The 17,188-nt window shown below is 37.4% G+C and carries 19 protein-coding genes; 2 read left to right on the plus strand and 17 right to left on the minus strand.

Annotated elements, in window-relative coordinates:
- Positions 1-42 precede the first annotated feature (42 nt).
- Positions 43-993, plus strand: coding sequence for an HU-CCDC81 and SPOR domain-containing protein (locus tag FB2170_RS06770; RefSeq protein WP_013305790.1), 951 nt, complete (start codon positions 43-45; stop codon positions 991-993).
- A 58-nt stretch (positions 994-1,051) separates the two neighbouring features.
- Positions 1,052-1,567: an acyl-CoA thioesterase gene (locus FB2170_RS06775; protein WP_013305792.1), complete on the plus strand. Its 516-nt coding sequence runs from the start codon at positions 1,052-1,054 to the stop codon at positions 1,565-1,567.
- Positions 1,568-1,583: 16 nt separating this feature from the next.
- Here the strand turns inward: FB2170_RS06775 and FB2170_RS06780 are convergent, their stop codons facing one another.
- From FB2170_RS06780 to FB2170_RS06860, 17 genes are all read right to left on the minus strand, one after another.
- Complete coding sequence (locus tag FB2170_RS06780) at positions 1,584-2,432, minus strand: aldo/keto reductase (protein WP_013305793.1); 849 nt, start codon at positions 2,430-2,432, stop codon at positions 1,584-1,586.
- 9 nt (positions 2,433-2,441) lie between these two features.
- On the minus strand, positions 2,442-3,683 hold the full coding sequence (locus FB2170_RS06785) for a murein hydrolase activator EnvC family protein (protein ID WP_013305794.1): 1,242 nt from the start codon (positions 3,681-3,683) through the stop codon (positions 2,442-2,444).
- Complete coding sequence (locus FB2170_RS06790; RefSeq protein WP_013305795.1) at positions 3,673-4,458, minus strand: DUF4292 domain-containing protein; 786 nt, start codon at positions 4,456-4,458, stop codon at positions 3,673-3,675. The genes FB2170_RS06785 and FB2170_RS06790 overlap by 11 nt, the downstream gene beginning before the upstream one ends.
- A 3-nt stretch (positions 4,459-4,461) precedes the next feature.
- Positions 4,462-5,394: a tetratricopeptide repeat protein gene (locus FB2170_RS06795; protein WP_041632713.1), complete on the minus strand. Its 933-nt coding sequence runs from the start codon at positions 5,392-5,394 to the stop codon at positions 4,462-4,464.
- A gap of 129 nt (positions 5,395-5,523) precedes the next feature.
- Positions 5,524-5,958, minus strand: coding sequence for a dUTP diphosphatase (dut, locus tag FB2170_RS06800; protein WP_041632715.1), 435 nt, complete (start codon positions 5,956-5,958; stop codon positions 5,524-5,526).
- Positions 5,955-7,415, minus strand: a complete 1,461-nt coding sequence (locus FB2170_RS06805; RefSeq protein ID WP_041632717.1) for a lipopolysaccharide biosynthesis protein — start codon at positions 7,413-7,415, stop codon at positions 5,955-5,957. The genes dut and FB2170_RS06805 overlap by 4 nt, the downstream gene beginning before the upstream one ends.
- Before the next feature lie 153 nt (positions 7,416-7,568).
- Positions 7,569-8,429, minus strand: coding sequence for an ATP synthase F1 subunit gamma (gene atpG / locus FB2170_RS06810; protein ID WP_013305797.1), 861 nt, complete (start codon positions 8,427-8,429; stop codon positions 7,569-7,571).
- Positions 8,430-8,506: 77 nt separating this feature from the next.
- The gene (atpA, locus tag FB2170_RS06815; RefSeq protein ID WP_013305798.1) at positions 8,507-10,087 is read right to left on the minus strand and encodes a F0F1 ATP synthase subunit alpha; all 1,581 of its coding nucleotides are present in this window, start codon (positions 10,085-10,087) and stop codon (positions 8,507-8,509) included.
- A gap of 44 nt (positions 10,088-10,131) precedes the next feature.
- Positions 10,132-10,671: an ATP synthase F1 subunit delta gene (atpH, locus tag FB2170_RS06820; RefSeq protein WP_013305799.1), complete on the minus strand. Its 540-nt coding sequence runs from the start codon at positions 10,669-10,671 to the stop codon at positions 10,132-10,134.
- 7 nt (positions 10,672-10,678) lie between these two features.
- Positions 10,679-11,179 (minus strand): F0F1 ATP synthase subunit B, encoded by a 501-nt coding sequence (locus FB2170_RS06825; protein ID WP_013305800.1) that lies wholly within the window; start codon positions 11,177-11,179, stop codon positions 10,679-10,681.
- A gap of 71 nt (positions 11,180-11,250) precedes the next feature.
- A complete protein-coding gene (gene atpE, locus FB2170_RS06830; RefSeq protein WP_013305801.1) occupies positions 11,251-11,442 on the minus strand; it encodes an ATP synthase F0 subunit C in 192 nt (63 codons plus the stop codon).
- A gap of 33 nt (positions 11,443-11,475) precedes the next feature.
- Positions 11,476-12,558, minus strand: a complete 1,083-nt coding sequence (gene atpB / locus FB2170_RS06835; protein WP_013305802.1) for a F0F1 ATP synthase subunit A — start codon at positions 12,556-12,558, stop codon at positions 11,476-11,478.
- A 118-nt stretch (positions 12,559-12,676) separates the two neighbouring features.
- Entirely contained in the window at positions 12,677-13,069 is a 393-nt protein-coding gene (locus tag FB2170_RS06840) for a DUF6168 family protein (RefSeq protein ID WP_013305804.1), read from the minus strand.
- Positions 13,069-13,299, minus strand: a complete 231-nt coding sequence (locus tag FB2170_RS06845; protein WP_013305805.1) for an AtpZ/AtpI family protein — start codon at positions 13,297-13,299, stop codon at positions 13,069-13,071. Before FB2170_RS06845 ends, FB2170_RS06840 begins: the two co-directional genes overlap by 1 nt.
- Positions 13,277-13,726, minus strand: coding sequence for a polymer-forming cytoskeletal protein (locus FB2170_RS06850; protein WP_013305806.1), 450 nt, complete (start codon positions 13,724-13,726; stop codon positions 13,277-13,279). Before FB2170_RS06850 ends, FB2170_RS06845 begins: the two co-directional genes overlap by 23 nt.
- A 2-nt stretch (positions 13,727-13,728) precedes the next feature.
- Positions 13,729-16,284: a tetratricopeptide repeat protein gene (locus FB2170_RS06855; protein WP_013305807.1), complete on the minus strand. Its 2,556-nt coding sequence runs from the start codon at positions 16,282-16,284 to the stop codon at positions 13,729-13,731.
- Positions 16,285-16,439: 155 nt separating this feature from the next.
- Positions 16,440-17,159, minus strand: coding sequence for an ABC transporter ATP-binding protein (locus FB2170_RS06860; RefSeq protein WP_013305808.1), 720 nt, complete (start codon positions 17,157-17,159; stop codon positions 16,440-16,442).
- Positions 17,160-17,188 lie beyond the last annotated feature (29 nt).

A 17,188-nucleotide genomic window follows, 5' to 3' on the forward strand; every position in this document is an offset into this window, starting at 1 on the left:
CCAGCCTATTGATGCTATGAATTTTTTACAATATTTGTTGAAATGGTCTTAGAACGCTATATATCAGATTTACTTTACCGTTACAACTGTGTGGTTGTACCTAGTTTTGGTGCATTTTTGTCCCAACACAAATCGGCGGTGCTCAATAAGAATTCCAACTCATTTTATCCTCCTTCAAAGTCATTGTCCTTTAACAAGCAATTATCATCGAATGATGGTCTTTTGGTTTCGTACATGGCCGAAATTGAAAATTGCTCCTATGAGGAAATGTTGCAAAAGGTATTGGAAACGGTAAATGAATGGAAGCGTGTATTGGATAAAGGCGAGCGTTTGACATTAGAGAATATTGGTGATCTGAAATCAAGTAAAGAAGGAAGAATGTTGTTTCAACCTTCTTATCAACTCAACCATTTAACCTCATCCTTTGGATTGTCATCATTTGTCTCTGCCCCAATTATCCGGGAAGTCTTGAAAGAAGAGGTAGTTGCAATTGAGGAAAAAGTACCTTTTATTATTACTCCTGAGCGCAGAAGCGAGTCATCACTAAGACCCTATTTAAAATACGCCGCTATTATTCTTTTAGCGCTTTCAGCAGGATTAACTGGATATAGACTTTATAATGAAGGCCTTAACCAGCAACAAATAGTAGTTGAAAAAGCACAGGAAAAAGTTTCAAAAAATATTCAGGAGGCAACTTTCTTTGATACTGCCCCCTTGGAATTACCAACATTAAACCTTGAAGTAATAACCAAGAAACCACAATTGGCCATGCACCATATAGTTGCTGGTGTATTTAGATTCAAGCCAAACGCGGATAAAAAAATACGCCTTTTACAAAGACAAGGTTATGATGCTACTTATCTAGGAACAAATGAGCATGGTTTACATATGGTAACCTATAGTAGCTATACAGATGCCCAAGAAGCTTTACGGGTTTTAAGGCAAATAAAGAGAAGTCATTCAAAAGATGCTTGGATGAAATCTGTTAGATAGACCCTATTCTGCCCCCTTTACTTTCTTTCAATAAATTATCTTTGTCCAAAACTTGAATATGCATTCAAAGAATCCCAGTGAATCCCGTACCATAATGACCGATATGGTTCTCCCTAGTGAGACCAACCCTTTAAATAATCTTTTTGGAGGAGAACTACTAGCACGAATGGACAGAGCTGCAAGTATAGCTGCACGAAGACACAGTCGAAGAATTACTGTCACGGCCTCTGTAAACCATGTTGCATTCAACCACGCTGTTCCGTTGGGTAGTGTTGTGACTGTTGAAGCTAAGGTTTCACGAGCGTTCAACACCTCTATGGAAGTATATATTGATGTTTGGATGGAAGACCGTTATAACGGCAAACGTTCAAAGGCCAATGAGGCTATTTATACGTTCGTGGCCGTTGATGAAACTGGCAAACCAACTGAAGTACCTGCTATTGAGCCTGAGACTGAATTGGAAAAAGAACGTTTCGCCGCAGCTTTGCGCAGAAAGCAATTGAGTTTGGTACTTGCCGGCAAAATGAAACCCAATGAGGCCACGGAGCTAAGAGCCTTATTTATGGGTGAATAGTCTGTTTTAAATAAAACTAGAAATCAAAATTATCGGGGTCAGGGCCAAATCTTTGCCCTTTTTCCAAACCATCCAAATAAGCGACCTCGTCATTCGAAAGTTCAAAATCGAAGATATCAGCGTTGTCTATTATGCGTTCTTTTTTAGAAGATTTAGGAATGGTTATCACACCTTTTTGCAAATCCCAACGTAGAACTACTTGAGCAGGAGATTTGCCATGCCTTTCCCCTATTTCTTTGATGCTGTCCAAATTAAAGATTCGACCTTGCATCATAGGAGACCAGGCCTCATATTGTATGTTATTGGTATTACAAAAATCGATTAAGTTTTGTTGAACCAGATATGGATGAAACTCCATTTGATTGACCATCGGTACAATTTCAGCTGTACCCAACAAATCTTCCAAATGGTGTTGTAAAAAATTACTTACTCCTATAGCCTTAACTTTTTTCTCTTTATATAACTGTTCCAAAGCCCTCCAAGTTTCTTTATACTTGCCTTTAGTTGGCCAATGTACAAGGTATAAATCCAAATAATCCAACCCAAGTCTATTTAGGCTATCGTCAAAAGCTTTCAACGTGCTTTCATAGCCTTGGTCTGCATTCCACACTTTACTTACGACAAAAATTTCTTCCCTTTTAATTCCACTTTGCTTAATACCTTCTCCAACTCCCTCCTCATTATTATAGATTGATGCAGTGTCAATATGCCTATAGCCGGTTTTAATAGCCCACTTTACCGCATTTATAACTTCTTGCCCATCTTCAGACAAATACACCCCTAATCCAAAATAAGGCATTTGAACACCGTTGTGTAGTTTGAAGGTTCCTGCTAAATTGGTAATAGTCTTTTTTTCGAAGGTCATTTTAAATGATTAAAGTTGATAAACCCATTCCTCGGGGTTTAGACGTGAGGTATCTTGATAAAGGTAGAATTTTAGGCGAGTCTGACCATTAGACCGATTGGTATAAATTTTACCAAGCTCAGATTTAATGGCAACTTTATCTCCTTTTTTTACATATAGGTCAGATAGATTGTAATAGGTGCTGATAAAATTCCCATGTTTTATCTGAACACCTTTATTACCCCCTGGCACCGATAGAATAGCAATTACTTCGCCTTCAAAAATAGCTCTTGCTGTTGCCCCTTCATCGGTAGTTATGATTACCCCATTGCTCTGATGCTTTATTCCAGGGTACACCGCATCTTTATAAACCCCAAAACCTTGACTCTTTATTCCCTTTTCAACGGGCCAAATGAGTTTCCCCTTATTAGCCGAGAAATTGTTGGCTACCAATGTGGCTTCTGGCGTTAGAAAGAATTTATTGGCAGAGGTTCGTCTAGTTTTTCCCGCTCCTGAATTTTTATTGGAAGCAGCAATTGCCGTACGAATCAATTTTTCAATTTGTCTATCTATCTTGCGAGCCTCCCTTTTTTTCTTTTGAATAGCAGATGCGTACTTACTTTCATTTTGACGAATGCTTCCCAGTAATGTCTTTTGGGATTTCATTTCTTTCATTAATTCCGCCTTCGCACGATTGTTTGTTGCTATCAATTGGTCTTTCTCTTTGCGCTGAGCGGTTAAATCAACATTCAATTGTGTAAGTTCGTCTGTTTTGACCATAATCTGCTCTCCCTGTTCTTTGCGGTACTGCGTATACTGTTTCATGTACTGCATGCGCTTGAATGCCTGAAAAAAATTCTCGGAGGATAACAGAAACATTAATCTGCTTTGCTGCGATTTATTTTGATACGATTTCCGAATCATAGTAGCATATTCCTCCTTAAGCAATTTTAAATCCTCACGAAGTTTTGAGATATTTCGAATATTGGCATTGATTTGCCTATTCAATAAATTTGATTGTTGATTGGTGACTCGAATCAACTGTTGCCGAACATTTATCTTTTTGTCCAAGGCCTCCATCTGATCCAATACATTGCCCCTTTCTTTCTTTTCGGCAAAGAGTAGGCGATTAATTTCATTTATCTCTTTTTGAAGCTGTTCACGTTTGACCTCCAATGCTTTTTGTTCATTGGTTTGGGCGTAAACGTTCCCTAATGACAAAAAAGTCAAAAGCAGTACTAAGCAAAAAAGTGAAACTTGTTTATAGGGCATTAGTGTCTATAGTGATCTTTTTAAAACCTTTTGGTATTTTATATGGAAAGTTCAACGATCCATTGAATTCAATATTACGATAATCTATGTTGATAATACTCTCAGTATTGACCTCCACTGCAGTAACCACAATCTCATTGGGCAGAATCTTTTTATCTATTTTTTGATAGTTCTTGTACTCAATGTCCAATAAGCGTTTCTTTAAGGGTTGAGATAGCTGTTGAGAGGATATTTTAAAATTCTCAGGTTCAATCCTATACATGGTTTTGAACAAAGTCAATGGCTTTTTTGGGTTTAGAATATAGCCAGTTGATGCAATTGATGCTTCATATTTGTCTTTTCTCAAATCAAAAAGTGCCTGGCCCAAAAGCAGATTTTGGAGTTTATCAAAATCCAATTCAGTCCCTAACATATTACTCAAATATGAAAAATCACCATCAAAATACTCGTTTTGCAACTTATTGTAAAAAGAAACCCTATTGGGTGTAACGTAGGCTTTGACCACACCGAAAGGCGCGCTGATCCAAATGGCCTTGTCTTTTTCCATTCGCAAGCTAACTGTTGTGCTTTTTGAGGATTCCCCATCAAAATACCCAATCTTCATCCTGCCCCTTAAGGTTTTAAAATTTATCTGATTTTGATAGTGTGTTCGAATAATAGCCTTTGCAGACATATTTTCATCAACCGTACCATCTGAAACAAGTTTTTTGGATTTGCAGGAAAATATTAGCAGTACAATAACACTGAGCTGTGCCCATCGAATAAAAGTAGTCATAGTCTAAAACCCGGGTTTTATCATTCGAAGATACGTATTTGCCTTCGAAGAATTATTCAAGGCCGTATGTGCATCGACCAATTCTTGATATATATTGTTCAACAATGGCACATCATCAAGCATATAATCCAAAGCAGCTTCTAAGATTTCTATGGCCTCTTTGTGTTTTGCACTTTTATTCAAAGCGTGCCCATTCAAATAATAAAAATAGGGTTGGGAGGGGTAATTCTCTATTGCTTCTTCACTTTGTTGAACCAATTCCGAAATTTTGTTTTGAACCATTAATTCGGTCAATCTTGTCTTAAGTTCCTTTAAGGGGTACGTCTTGACTTCAATTGGAACAGGAGCATTTTTATTTTCTCTTCTTACTTCATTCTCCTTAATTGAATCGTTTATTTTCGAAGTTAAATCTTGTTTAAAAGATGACTTCTTAACCTCTGATAGTATTGCCAATGCATTTTGATAGTTCTTCTGCCTAAAATAAATCAATGCCAGATTTTCTTTAAGTTTGTTATTGCTCCAAGGAATGCCCAGATTCTCCTGATCTAAAGAACTACCCTGCATTTGTATCGTCTGGACCATGGTGTCAAGATACCAGAGATTGGTGGGTTCTGCCAAAAGTGCTGAAAGTGCATAATCCTGAGCGGAAATATATTGTTTATCGACCAAATAGACTTTGGCCAATTCATGATCGACCACGTGGTTTTTTGCATCCAGCAACTTGCATTCCAATAGCAAATTGATGGCCTTGTCATAATTTTCAATTCCCTTTTGCTTTAACGCTTCAAAGAAATTTTCTTGAAAAGAATCGGAATATTCCTCTAGAAAGACTTCGGCACTATCTTCAATATTGATTTCTTGGTCTTGAGCAACAACCAAAAAGGTATTTAGCATAAATGCCATTAACAATACCGATACCGATTGTACTTTTTTCATTCTAGTCTTAATGAATTACTCTTTGAAATGAATAACGAAGTAAAATTATCAATAAGTATTCCAGAGCCCTTCTGTTTTTTGTTAAAACACCCTTAAAGAAACCCTTAACTGATTAAAGCCTACCTAAAACTACTTTGTGCCTGTACTTCCAAAACCGCCAGCACCTCTTGAAGTATCCGATAGCTCTTTTACCTCTTGCCACTCGGCACGTTCGTGTTTTGCAATAACCAATTGTGCCACCCGTTCCCCGTTTTCAATGACGAAGGGATCATTTGATAAATTTACTAGTATAACCCCTATTTCACCTCTATAGTCCGCATCTACCGTTCCTGGAGCATTTAGTACTGTTATGCCTTTTTTTGCAGCCAGACCGCTCCTAGGGCGAACTTGCGCCTCATATCCAATGGGTAATTCAATAAACAAACCGGTTTTGACTATTGTGCGTTCTAAAGGTTGTAAAGTTATTGTGTCCGTGCTATTTGCCCTCAAATCCATACCAGCCGAAGCAATAGTTTCATAATGTGGCAGGGCATGGGCAGATTTATTAATTATTTTAATATTCATTTTTTAAGAAATATTTTTTTTAGGTTATTATTTTCAAGCTTATAGACCATTCCCAAAAATAACAGCAACAAAGGAATACCATAGAACAAATTACGATCAAAAACGTAAAATGACAAGGCCGAAAATAGTATTGAGATTAATAGATAAAAAGTTATTTTTCTGAAATTATACGGAATAGGGTAGTACATTCTGCCAAAAAACAGGGAAAGTATCGTCATACTTCCATAAGCCGCCAATGTTGCCACCGCAGAGGCCATATACCCAAAATGCGGAATAAACACAAGGTTAATGATAATGGTTATAATGGCTCCAATAATTGAAATATAAGCCCCATATTTGGTTCTATCCGTTACTTTATACCATACTGAAAGATTGTGGTAAATACCTAAAAAGAAACTAGCAAGAATTATGATAGGTACGATGCTCATTGCCTCCCAATATTTGGGGTCCCTAACAAAAAGCTCCTTCAAAACATCTGCAAACACAACTACCCCCAATAAAATAATACTCCCCAAAACAACAAAATAATTGGTAATTTGGGCATATGCCTTTTGTGGATTTTCTGTTTTTGAATGGCTAAAGAAAAACGGTTCAATTCCCATACGAAAGGCTGTTGCGAACAAGGTCATGAACAATGCCAGCTTATAACAGGCCGAATACATTCCCACTTCGCTATCAGCAACATCCGCTGGCAGTAACCTCTCCAACAATATCCTATCAAAAACTTCATTAATTGTAAAAGCGACGCCAGCCACAAGAACAGGCATTGCATATTTCATCATTTTCCACCAGAGCACCTTGTCAAAGACATACTTGGTCTTTAAATACAGCTGCAGCATAAGGAAAAGTGTAATGGCACTGGCAATGAGATTAGCGATGAAAATGTACGATATTTCAAAATTTGGCCGATAAATACCACTGAACAAACCATCTGGATTCGATTGCGCCAACTTAGGCAAGAAATAAAGAAAGAACACATTCAGTCCAAGGTTCACAACAACATTCAAGATTTTGACTACGGCATAGCGCATTGGTCTTTCATTTGCACGTAACCATGCAAACGGAATAATTACCAATGCATCCAATGTCAAGATAAATATGGCGTATCTCAAATAATTTGGATTTATATTGGTTGCCACGGAAATACTATTTTGAAGCAATAAGGCAATTACCATAAATGCCACAGTAGTTATTATTACTGATACCAATGAGGTTGAAACGACTTTTTTCTTACTGTCAGTGCCATTGTAAAAGCGGAAAAAAGCAGTTTCCATTCCATAGGCCAAAAACACGTTAAAAATGGCAAACCAGGCATAAATAACAGAAAGTTGGCCATAGTCAGCAGTTTGTAAAATATCTGTATGAAACGGCAATAGAAGAAATGAAAGCATTCTGGGAAATACCGTGGCGAGCCCGTAAATCGCAGTCTGCTTAAAAAGTTTGTTCAAAAGGTTCAAATGAGAGTAATTAGAGCTTAAAAATAGGTATTTATCGCAAGGCAACAAAGAAGGTCCGTTCCATTAGATTTAATCCAAAAAAAACCTCGCATGATGCGAGGTCTGTTTTTTATTAAGGTTTCAGCTTCCGAATTAAAAGCCAAATTCTAGTTTTTAGTTATTCAAAGCTTCCGCTCCACCAACAATTTCAAGAATTTCATTTGTAATTGCAGCTTGCCTCGCTTGGTTGTAGGTCAATTTCAATTGATCTCTAAGCTCTGTAGCGTTATCTGTTGCCTTATGCATTGCTGTCATACGTGCGCCATGCTCACTGGCAAAAGAATCACGAATTGCCTTGTACAATTGTGTTTTCAATGATTTTGGAATCAATTGCTCAACAATCTCAGCTTTTGAAGGCTCAAAAATATAGTCAGCACCCGAAGCCTCAGAATCTTCAGAAGGAACAATTGGTAAAAATTGTTCGGACATCACAATCTGCGTAGCCGCGTTTTTAAACTTGTTATAAACCAATTCTATTCGATCATAAGAGCCGTCTCTGAACAACTCCATTAATTCCTCGGCTATGACAGCCACATTTTCGAAGGTCAAATCATCGAAAACATCACTATGATTAGAAATTACGGCTGCGTTTTTGCTTAAAATATCATTGGACTTTTTCCCAATCGCGACAAAATCAACTTGCTTACCTCCGAATGATTCGTCGGTTAAAGTTGCACATTGTTTAATGATATTGGTGTTGAACGCACCACATAATCCACGATTCGAAGTAATAGCTACTACCAATACTTTATTTATTGGACGATTGTCGGCATAAGTGCTCCCAGAATCAGCATCCAAACTCGCACTTAAGCTCTGCAACAGCTCAGTAAGCTTGTTAGCGTAAGGCCTCATTGCGGTAATTGCATCCTGTGCCTTCTTTAATTTTGCAGCTGAAACCATTTTCATGGCACTGGTAATCTGCATCGTTGAAGAAACCGATGATATTCTGTTACGTATTTCCTTTAAATTTGCCATACTTCTTATTTGTCATATCGCACTAAGTGCGGAATCAATTGATTACGGATTCCTGCCCTCGCAGGAATGACAATTATTTATGATCTATACTTCCCTGTCAAATCTTTACAAACACTTGTCAGAGTTTCTGTAACCTCATCTGTAAGCTTCCCTGCTTTTAACAAATCCAATACATCTCTATGCTTGGCATTCATAAATTCGATAAAATCATTTTCAAATTCTTTTACCTTCTCTACAGGAACATCACGTAATAAGTTTTTAGATCCTGCATAAATGATTGCAACTTGATCTTCAACAGTGAAAGGATCATTTTGAGCTTGTTTCAAAATCTCAACATTACGACGTCCTTTTTCAATAACGTTCAATGTAGCCGCATCCAAATCGGAACCAAACTTTGCGAACGCTTCCAATTCTCTAAACTGGGCCTGATCCAGTTTCAAAGTACCTGCTACTTTTTTCATTGATTTTACCTGTGCGTTACCACCCACCCTTGATACCGAAATACCTACGTTAATAGCAGGTCGAACACCTTGGTTGAATAAATCTTGTTCCAAGAATATTTGTCCGTCAGTAATAGAAATTACGTTTGTTGGAATATATGCTGATACATCTCCCGCTTGCGTTTCAATAATTGGCAATGCGGTTAACGATCCCCCACCTTTAACCAAAGGTTTCAAGGCATCTGGTAAATCATTCATGTCTTTTGCAATATCATCATCAGCAATCACTTTTGCGGCGCGTTCCAATAATCTTGAATGCAGATAGAATACATCACCTGGATACGCCTCACGTCCCGGTGGACGTCTTAGTAATAATGAAATTTCACGGTAAGCAACAGCTTGCTTAGACAAATCATCATATATAATCAAGGCTGGTCTACCAGTATCTCTGAAATATTCACCTATCGCAGCACCAGCGAAAGGAGCGTAAACCTGCATTGGTGCAGGGTCAGAAGCATTAGCCGCTACAATAGTTGTATATGCCAAGGCGCCTTTATCCTCCAACACTTTCGCGATGTTCGCAACGTTGGAAGCTTTTTGGCCAATAGCGACATAAATACAATAAACAGGCTCGCCTGCATCGTAAAATTCTTTTTGGTTTAGGATGGTATCAATACAAACCGTTGTCTTACCTGTTTGACGGTCACCAATCACCAATTCACGTTGTCCACGACCAACAGGAATCATAGCATCAATTGCTTTAATACCTGATTGTAGTGGCTCGGTTACCGGCTGACGAAATATAACACCTGGAGCTTTACGCTCTAAAGGCATTTCGTATAAATCTCCAGATATAGGTCCTTTACCATCTATAGGAGCTCCTAGAGTATCTACTACACGACCAACAATACCTTCACCTACATTTATCGATGCGATACGTTGAGTACGTTTAACTGTAGCTCCTTCTCCAATTGCTTTGGAGTGGCCTAACAATACAACACCTACATTATCTTCTTCTAGGTTCAAAACGATACCCTCAAGGCCTCCTTCGAACTCAACCAATTCACCATACTGTGCATTTGATAATCCGTATACCCTTGCGATACCATCACCAACCTGCAATACAGTTCCTACTTCGTCTAAAGAAGCGGTTGCTTCAAATCCTGATAATTGTTGTTTTAAAATTGCTGATACTTCAGCGGCTTTTACTCCTGCCATTTGTTTTAGATATAAAGTTTTAGACCCAAAGGCCTTAAAATATATTAAAGACTATTTGTAAATTCTCTTTTTAAACTACTTAATTTATTGGCGACACTTGCATCAAACTGCAAATCGCCTACTCTTAGCACAAAACCTCCGATGATGTTTTCGTCGATTTTATTCTCAATAGTTACTTCGTTACCCGTAATCTTATTGACTTGTCCCAAGATTTTCTTTTCCAAGTCCTTGGTCAACGGAACAGCTGTGGTAACAACAGCAACATCCTGACCTTTTAATTGTTCATTGAGAATGATGTACTTTAAAGCAACCTCATTCAACATGCCCACTCTTTTATTGTCTACCAAAAGCTTGATCATACCTTCAGTAATAGCATGACTTCCTTTGAAAATCTTAGATAAGGCAACTTTCTTGTCTTCTCCCTTAATGATAGGACTTGACAACAAATCTTTTAGTTCTTTACTATCAGAAATGGTACTCACCACAGAGCGCATATCTTTTTCAATTGCATCAGTTGCTTTATTGTCAACTGCAATATCCAAAATTGCTTTTGCGTATCGTATGGCTGCTCTAGTATCCTTCATTCTTACCTTAGTTCAATTTAATGTCACCCAACATATCATCAACCAATTTCAACTGTTTGTCTTTATTGGCCAATTGTTCTCTAATGACTTTCTCAGCAATATCAACTGACAGTTCTGCTACTTGGTTTTTGATGTCTGAAACAGCCGCTTTCTTTTCGCTCTCGATTGTAGCCTGAGCCTGCTTGATCATTTTATCACCTTCAACCTTGGCTTGCTCTTTTGAATCAGCGATTAATTTATCTTTTATTTCACGAGCTTCTTTCAACATAGCTTCACGTTCTGCTCTAGCCTCTTTTAACAATTTCTCACTATCAGCAGTGACATTCTGCATTTCCTTTTTTGCTTCCTCAGCAGCAGCGAGCGCACTTTTAATTCCATCTTCACGATCATCTACCGCATTTAGAATTGGTTTCCAAGCGTACTTGCGCAATAATAGCAGCAACAATACAAAAAGTAATATCTGCCAGAAAAATAGCCCAAATGAAAAATCATTAATTAACTTATCCATACTATTTTATTTAATCAATTTATAAAAAAACAAAGGCCACAACCAACCGTTATGGCCTTTGTTCAATACTACTAGCCCACAAACAACGCTGCAAAGCCAATACCTTCAATAAGCGCTGCTGCTATCAACATCGCTGTTTGAATCTTACCAGTAGCCTCAGGCTGACGGGCGATAGCATCCATTGCTGAACCACCAATTCTACCGATACCGATACCTACACCGATTACGATCAAACCTGCTCCTACTATAGTTGGTACTTCCATAATATATATAAATTAAAAATTAAACATTCAAAATTAATGTGCCTCATCATGCTCGTGCTCCTCTACTGCAAAGCCAAAATACAAAGCCGATAATAAGGTGAAAATATAGGCCTGTAAGGCCGCAACCAATAACTCAATAATAGAAAGGAAAAAGGCAAGCACTAAAGACAACCCACCTCCAAGCCAATTCTGGACTGTGAAAACCAAGGCTATAATACTCATTAGAACCACGTGACCTGCCATAATATTGGCATATAAACGAATCATTAGGGCAAACGGTTTGATAAACACACCCAATAATTCAATAGGGGCCAAAATAAACTTCATTGGCACAGGCACTCCAGGCATCCAAAAAATATGCTTCCAATAATTTCCATTTCCGGAAAATTGAGTAATTAAAAAAGTTATTATTGCTAGGGCAAAAGTAACTGCGATATTGCCAGTAACATTTACTCCAAGCGGAGTAAGGCCAAAAAGATTCAAAAACCATACAAAGAAGAATACCGTCAATAAATAGGGCATAAATCGCTTGTATTTCGTTTCGCCAATGTTTGGTCTTGCAATGTCATCACGAATATAAAGTACTATAGGCTCAAAGAAACGACCGGCTCCTTTAGCAATAGGTCCTTTTCCGAACGACTTAGCCAAACCACTAAACAATAAAAACATTAACAAGCCTGTCACAAACATCATTACCACATTCTTGGTAATCGAAAAATCAATTGGCTTTACATTAGTGGCGTGATGGTCCTCATCATAATTGATGGTACCCTCCGCGTCCGTCTTATAAATTTTACTGTGGTATAGTTTATAATAATTGCCATCTACCTCCGCCAATGTTTCGCCATGATGGAATTTAGATGAAGAGAATACTTTTAAACCGTCATCCCATAAAATTACAGGAAGCGAAAAGCCGTAGTGTTTATTCTTCTTAGAATCTGAAAAAAAAGTAAACGAATGTGAATCCTTAATATGATGATCGATATCTTCCTTGATTTTGGTCTTTAAATCCTTTTCAGGCTCTTTAGAAGAAGTATCACTTATGTTCGCAAAAGAGATGTTGCCCAAAAGAAGAACAGCGGCCAAAAGAAATTTCAATAAAAATGGATTTCGCATATCACTCAAAAATATCGGTCTCTAAAAATCGGTGCAAATGTATGATTTTCTACTAAAAAGAAAAAAGCATTTTAGAGTTTATTTTCAGGGATTTGGCAAAGAAAAAGGAATAGGATAATTAATCAAGTTTTTTTAACAGCCTGGCGGTAAAAACCGTCTCAACAACTAAAGAAATACCATAAGGAATAAAAAAAGAGGCGAACTCCATTCCGCTCATTTCTCCATCCGCTTTATAGACGGGGTAAAAAAGAATGAAAAAGAAGATGAATTTCAAGAAACTACCTCCTATAAATAAGAAACCTATTTGATTTTTAAGCTTATTTCTAAATGCATAAAGGCCAGCGAAAATAGTCCCAGCCAAAATACCATTAACAACATAAGAAAGTACAATAAGATTGTCAAATTGTGGTAGTTCATTAGTTTTAAGAAAAACAATGTGCAGAAAAAATGCTACAGCCAATGAAGTTATCAAGAGGGCAATAAATTGAACGATTGGGTTAATCTTGGCCATTAGTTTCTAATTCTTTTAAGCTGTCGTAAAACTACCCAAATAGAAATTGCCACACCTATGAGTGTAGCAATTGCTGTAAATATTCTTTTATCTGTTTGATAGTGTTCGTCAAGCCAAACACCCCCTTTGGCCGCTAAAAATATTATAGCGCCCATCTCAAATGCAATACCCGAAAGCATTGCAAAATTTTTAAGATTATTCTTTTTCTTAGGAGGCTTTTGCTGGTCCATTACTACTTACAGCGGATTTAAAACCGCCAGTATTGGATGGGTTGTTTCCACTTTTAAATGATCCGCCCTTACCTTTCATGGTACAAGAAGCATTAAAGGTGGCCCCAGGTTCAACGGCCAATTTTGTCACAGCCACTGTTCCTTCAATAACTGCGGAAGCTTTTAACGATAATAAATCTGAAACCAAAAGTTCTCCATTAAAATTACCTTCGATATCGGCATTTACACATTCTACTTTTCCGTGTATGTAACCGTCTTTTCCAATTACCACTTTACCGGAAGTTTTAACATTTCCGTCTAATTTTCCGTCGATTCTAAAATCTGCTTCAGAGATGATGTCTCCTTTGATTTTTGTGTTTTTCTCGATTCTGTTTGGTTGTCCACCGATTTCATTCATAGTTCTAGGTTTTTTGTTATCTGAAAACATGTTCAAGGTTTTGGGGTTAAAACGATATTCTTATAATCTAATAAGTTTTTATGTATTTGTATGATTTTATAGTTGGAAGATAAAATTACAAAATTCTCTTTGCTAACCTTGTAATCCCTGTTAATTTTTAGGAGTTCGGCATATCCCAAGGCAAATTCCTTTGATTTAAAACCGTGAACTACCACAAATTGATCTTCGAGATTGTAAATATCTTTTGAAACAATGTTCCTGTATTTAAGATCTACAATCGATTTCTCCAGAAGCTCCTTGAGTTTCAACGCCTCTTCATTGTTATGTCTTTTAAAAGGAAAAACCACTTTCCAATTTCCTGCGCCAGAAGAACCAACTTCCGGCGAGAATTCCTTAGGCTCCAATTTTGGTAATTGCTCGGCAACCATTTGCTCCGCCTTTTTACCTTCAGGATTATTCGGGTATGTCAAGGCAACATAATTAAGGGCTTCCTTAAAATCCTCAAACCCTTGTAATCTACCAATCGCATTTGCCTTCAACATTTCAAATTTAGGTACAATTGGATCACCAGTGTATTTGTTTATGCTTTCCTCGGTGGCAGTTATCACTTTCAAGAATTCTTGCCCTTGAAACAATTTATAAAGTTTTACATATTGGGCATCCGGGCTATCCGAATTACCCTCTAAAACAGCCGCAGGATTCAACAAAATCTCAGCATATCGAGAATCGGAATGATTTTGAATGATATTCTCTTTCATGTTGGCCGCCAATGGGCTACCCTCTTCTTCGTAAATTTTATACAGATTATATTTTGACGGAAGTATCAATCGCTCCTCTGGTTTGGAAGCCAAAACATCCTCCAATTTGCCCGTGGCCAAAAGGTTCTCTTTGAATTTTTCTTTATAAATCAGTCCCAATTGATAGTTGGCAAAATTTCGCTCGGTCTTAAGACTATCGATAATGGCCACATCGTTAGGTATCTTATCCATATAAAAATCCAACGAAAATTTCTCATCCTCCGAAGGTTCCAATTCCTGATCGTTGGCATCGACAATGGATTCGCCATTTTCATCCGAAATGGCTATAGTGTTTTTATTCGACCATCGCCAGTCATCTTCAAGGGTACGTTTGCCCCATTTGTTGGTAAAATCATTCTTACCATAACCAAGGCTGGTAATATTATAAAAATAGAATTTGCCCTTGTTTTCTTTCCCGCCTTTACTCTCTGTAAACGCCGCAAAACCTTCCGTAATTCGTTCTACTTCCTTTTTCTCAGCTTCTTCTTTTGCTTTTTTCAAAGCTTCGATATGCGCTTCAAAATAAGCTATTTGTTTGTCTTTGGGTAAATCAAAAAGTGTAATTACACTATCAGTATAATGAACTATGTCCTCATATTTGATTACGTCTTCTAGATTGTCTAGTTTCTTTTTAATCGATCGGTACTTCTTGGTGTTCTCCGGGAGATTGGTCAAAACGCTATCATAATAGGAACCAGCTGCTTTGTACTCGTTCAAATCAAAATTATAAACCGCTAAATTCTCATAATTAAGGGCGTTCAATTTTGGTTCATTTTGTGTTGCCCGTAAAGACTTGTTAAAGTAAACCAATGCCAAGCTATCAGAATTGCTTTCTAAATGATATTCTGCCAATTGACGATATATCTTATCCAAAAACGGCCGGTTCTCCCGATTTTCTTCCAGTTCGGTCAAATATTCAAATAACTCTAAGCTATTCTCATCTGTAAGTTCTGTGTTTTTTATTTTTTGGAGATGCGCATTTATCATATATACGCGTGGAGATTTTCTATTCAACTCAATCACCCTATCAAAAGCATAGCTAGCGCTGTCTTTATGCTGTAATTGATTGTACAATTGCCCTATGATGTAATAATATCGTCCTTTTTCAGGGTTCTTTTTAGTGTAATACGACGCTACTTTTAGATGCTGTATGGCAGTATCTGGTACGTTTAGATTAATATAGGCCTGTGCCATCATTGCACGGGCATCGGCATATTCTTGATCCTTTAGGTTCTCAAACTTCATTAAACGCTTCAAGTTCTTAATGGCAAGTTCTTCGTTTTCTAAGCGAATGTTTACTTTTTCCCTCCAGATATTGGCCTCGTTTAATTTATCGCTTTCATAGTATTTTTTAAGGATATAATTGAAAGCTTCCAATGCTGGCATATAACGTTGATCAAAATACCTTGCCTTCCCCAAAAGCAAAAATGCCTCATCGGTCATTGGGTTTCGTTCTTCCTCATTAATATCCATACTATGTTTCTGTATGGCCTTGGTCGCCTTCTCTTCTGCTATTATAAAATTGGGGTTGTTGTCCTCGGAATCGAGTTTTATATTTTCGGTTACTTCTAACCGCTCTATGGGCAGAACCTCCCAATAATCATCCTGATAACTGGAGTTGAGTTCTTCTCTCCCTTGTTCAAATGCAATATCTCCATTGTACAAAGTGTTGAACTTTGTATTCATAGCATGCCAATTTCTATTGAGAAATGCGTCTTTTTTGGTAGAGCAGGCACTTAAGATGAGCGTTGCCAAAACCGCGGTTAAGATGATTTTATATTGAAGCTTCAAAATTCTCTGTATTCGTACATCTAGTAAACTGAAAAACAGCGGGATTATTATGCTGTTTATCGACAAAATGCATAATTTATCCAATGCCACTTATTTCCTAGATTGTAGCGAACGGGATATTTCAATAAAAATATGTGAAGCTTTTCGCTACAGGTTTATTCCTCAGTCTCAGAAACAGGGCTTCCTGCAAAGAAGCTTTCAAGTTCTCGAAGTGTTTCGGCAGAAGTCTGAATATCTTTTACGATTTCGCCCTTGTTCAATACAACTATACGTTCGCAAACCTCAGTTACGTGCATAAGGTCGTGACTTGAAACCAGAACGGTAACTTCTTGTTTGGCTGCCAAATCTTTTATAATCGCTTTTAATCTTATTTGGGTCGTTGGATCCAAGTTAGCAAAAGGCTCATCCAAAATTATCACTTCGGGATTACCTATGAAAGACGCTACAATACCTGCTTTCTTCTGGTTTCCTTTAGATAGGTCACGTAGAAACTTTTTCTGCCCTAAAATCTCACCATGGAAGAGTTCTTCAAAATTGGATAACAGCGAATCAACATCCGCCTTATTTTCACCACGTAATTCACCAATAAAATAAAAGTACTCTTCGGGTGTTAAATACCCAATTAGAAATGATTCGTCGATAAAAGAGGAGGTAAAAGGTTTCCAATCCTCACTAGTGTTCACTTGTACACCATTGTTCACTATATGACCGGTCGTAGGTTGAATCAAATCCAACAACAAACTAAAATAAGTGGTTTTACCTGCACCATTATTTCCTACCAAACCAAAACTCTGGCCTTTAGGAATTTCTAAATGCTCAATATTCAAAACCAACTGGCTGCCGTATTTTTTGGTCAAATTTTGTGTTGTGATCATACTTTACTTTTAAGTGTCAAGTTTTATTT

This window comes from Maribacter sp. HTCC2170 (assembly GCF_000153165.2).
GTDB lineage: Bacteria > Bacteroidota > Bacteroidia > Flavobacteriales > Flavobacteriaceae > Maribacter_A.

What these genes read in the sequence shown, in the direction of transcription:
- FB2170_RS06770 (WP_013305790.1), top strand. Translation starts at nt 43, where the DNA reads ATGGTCTTAGAACGCTATATATCAGATTTACTTTACCGTTACAACTGT.
- FB2170_RS06775 (WP_013305792.1), top strand. Translation starts at nt 1,052, where the DNA reads ATGCATTCAAAGAATCCCAGTGAATCCCGTACCATAATGACCGATATG.
- FB2170_RS06780 (WP_013305793.1), bottom strand. Translation starts at nt 2,432, where the DNA reads ATGACCTTCGAAAAAAAGACTATTACCAATTTAGCAGGAACCTTCAAA.
- FB2170_RS06785 (WP_013305794.1), bottom strand. Translation starts at nt 3,683, where the DNA reads ATGCCCTATAAACAAGTTTCACTTTTTTGCTTAGTACTGCTTTTGACT.
- FB2170_RS06790 (WP_013305795.1), bottom strand. Translation starts at nt 4,458, where the DNA reads ATGACTACTTTTATTCGATGGGCACAGCTCAGTGTTATTGTACTGCTA.
- FB2170_RS06795 (WP_041632713.1), bottom strand. Translation starts at nt 5,394, where the DNA reads ATGAAAAAAGTACAATCGGTATCGGTATTGTTAATGGCATTTATGCTA.
- dut (WP_041632715.1), bottom strand. Translation starts at nt 5,958, where the DNA reads ATGAATATTAAAATAATTAATAAATCTGCCCATGCCCTGCCACATTAT.
- atpG (WP_013305797.1), bottom strand. Translation starts at nt 8,429, where the DNA reads ATGGCAAATTTAAAGGAAATACGTAACAGAATATCATCGGTTTCTTCA.
- atpA (WP_013305798.1), bottom strand. Translation starts at nt 10,087, where the DNA reads ATGGCAGGAGTAAAAGCCGCTGAAGTATCAGCAATTTTAAAACAACAA.
- atpH (WP_013305799.1), bottom strand. Translation starts at nt 10,671, where the DNA reads ATGAAGGATACTAGAGCAGCCATACGATACGCAAAAGCAATTTTGGAT.
- FB2170_RS06825 (WP_013305800.1), bottom strand. Translation starts at nt 11,179, where the DNA reads ATGGATAAGTTAATTAATGATTTTTCATTTGGGCTATTTTTCTGGCAG.
- atpE (WP_013305801.1), bottom strand. Translation starts at nt 11,442, where the DNA reads ATGGAAGTACCAACTATAGTAGGAGCAGGTTTGATCGTAATCGGTGTA.
- atpB (WP_013305802.1), bottom strand. Translation starts at nt 12,558, where the DNA reads ATGCGAAATCCATTTTTATTGAAATTTCTTTTGGCCGCTGTTCTTCTT.
- FB2170_RS06840 (WP_013305804.1), bottom strand. Translation starts at nt 13,069, where the DNA reads ATGGCCAAGATTAACCCAATCGTTCAATTTATTGCCCTCTTGATAACT.
- FB2170_RS06845 (WP_013305805.1), bottom strand. Translation starts at nt 13,299, where the DNA reads ATGGACCAGCAAAAGCCTCCTAAGAAAAAGAATAATCTTAAAAATTTT.
- FB2170_RS06850 (WP_013305806.1), bottom strand. Translation starts at nt 13,726, where the DNA reads ATGTTTTCAGATAACAAAAAACCTAGAACTATGAATGAAATCGGTGGA.
- FB2170_RS06860 (WP_013305808.1), bottom strand. Translation starts at nt 17,159, where the DNA reads ATGATCACAACACAAAATTTGACCAAAAAATACGGCAGCCAGTTGGTT.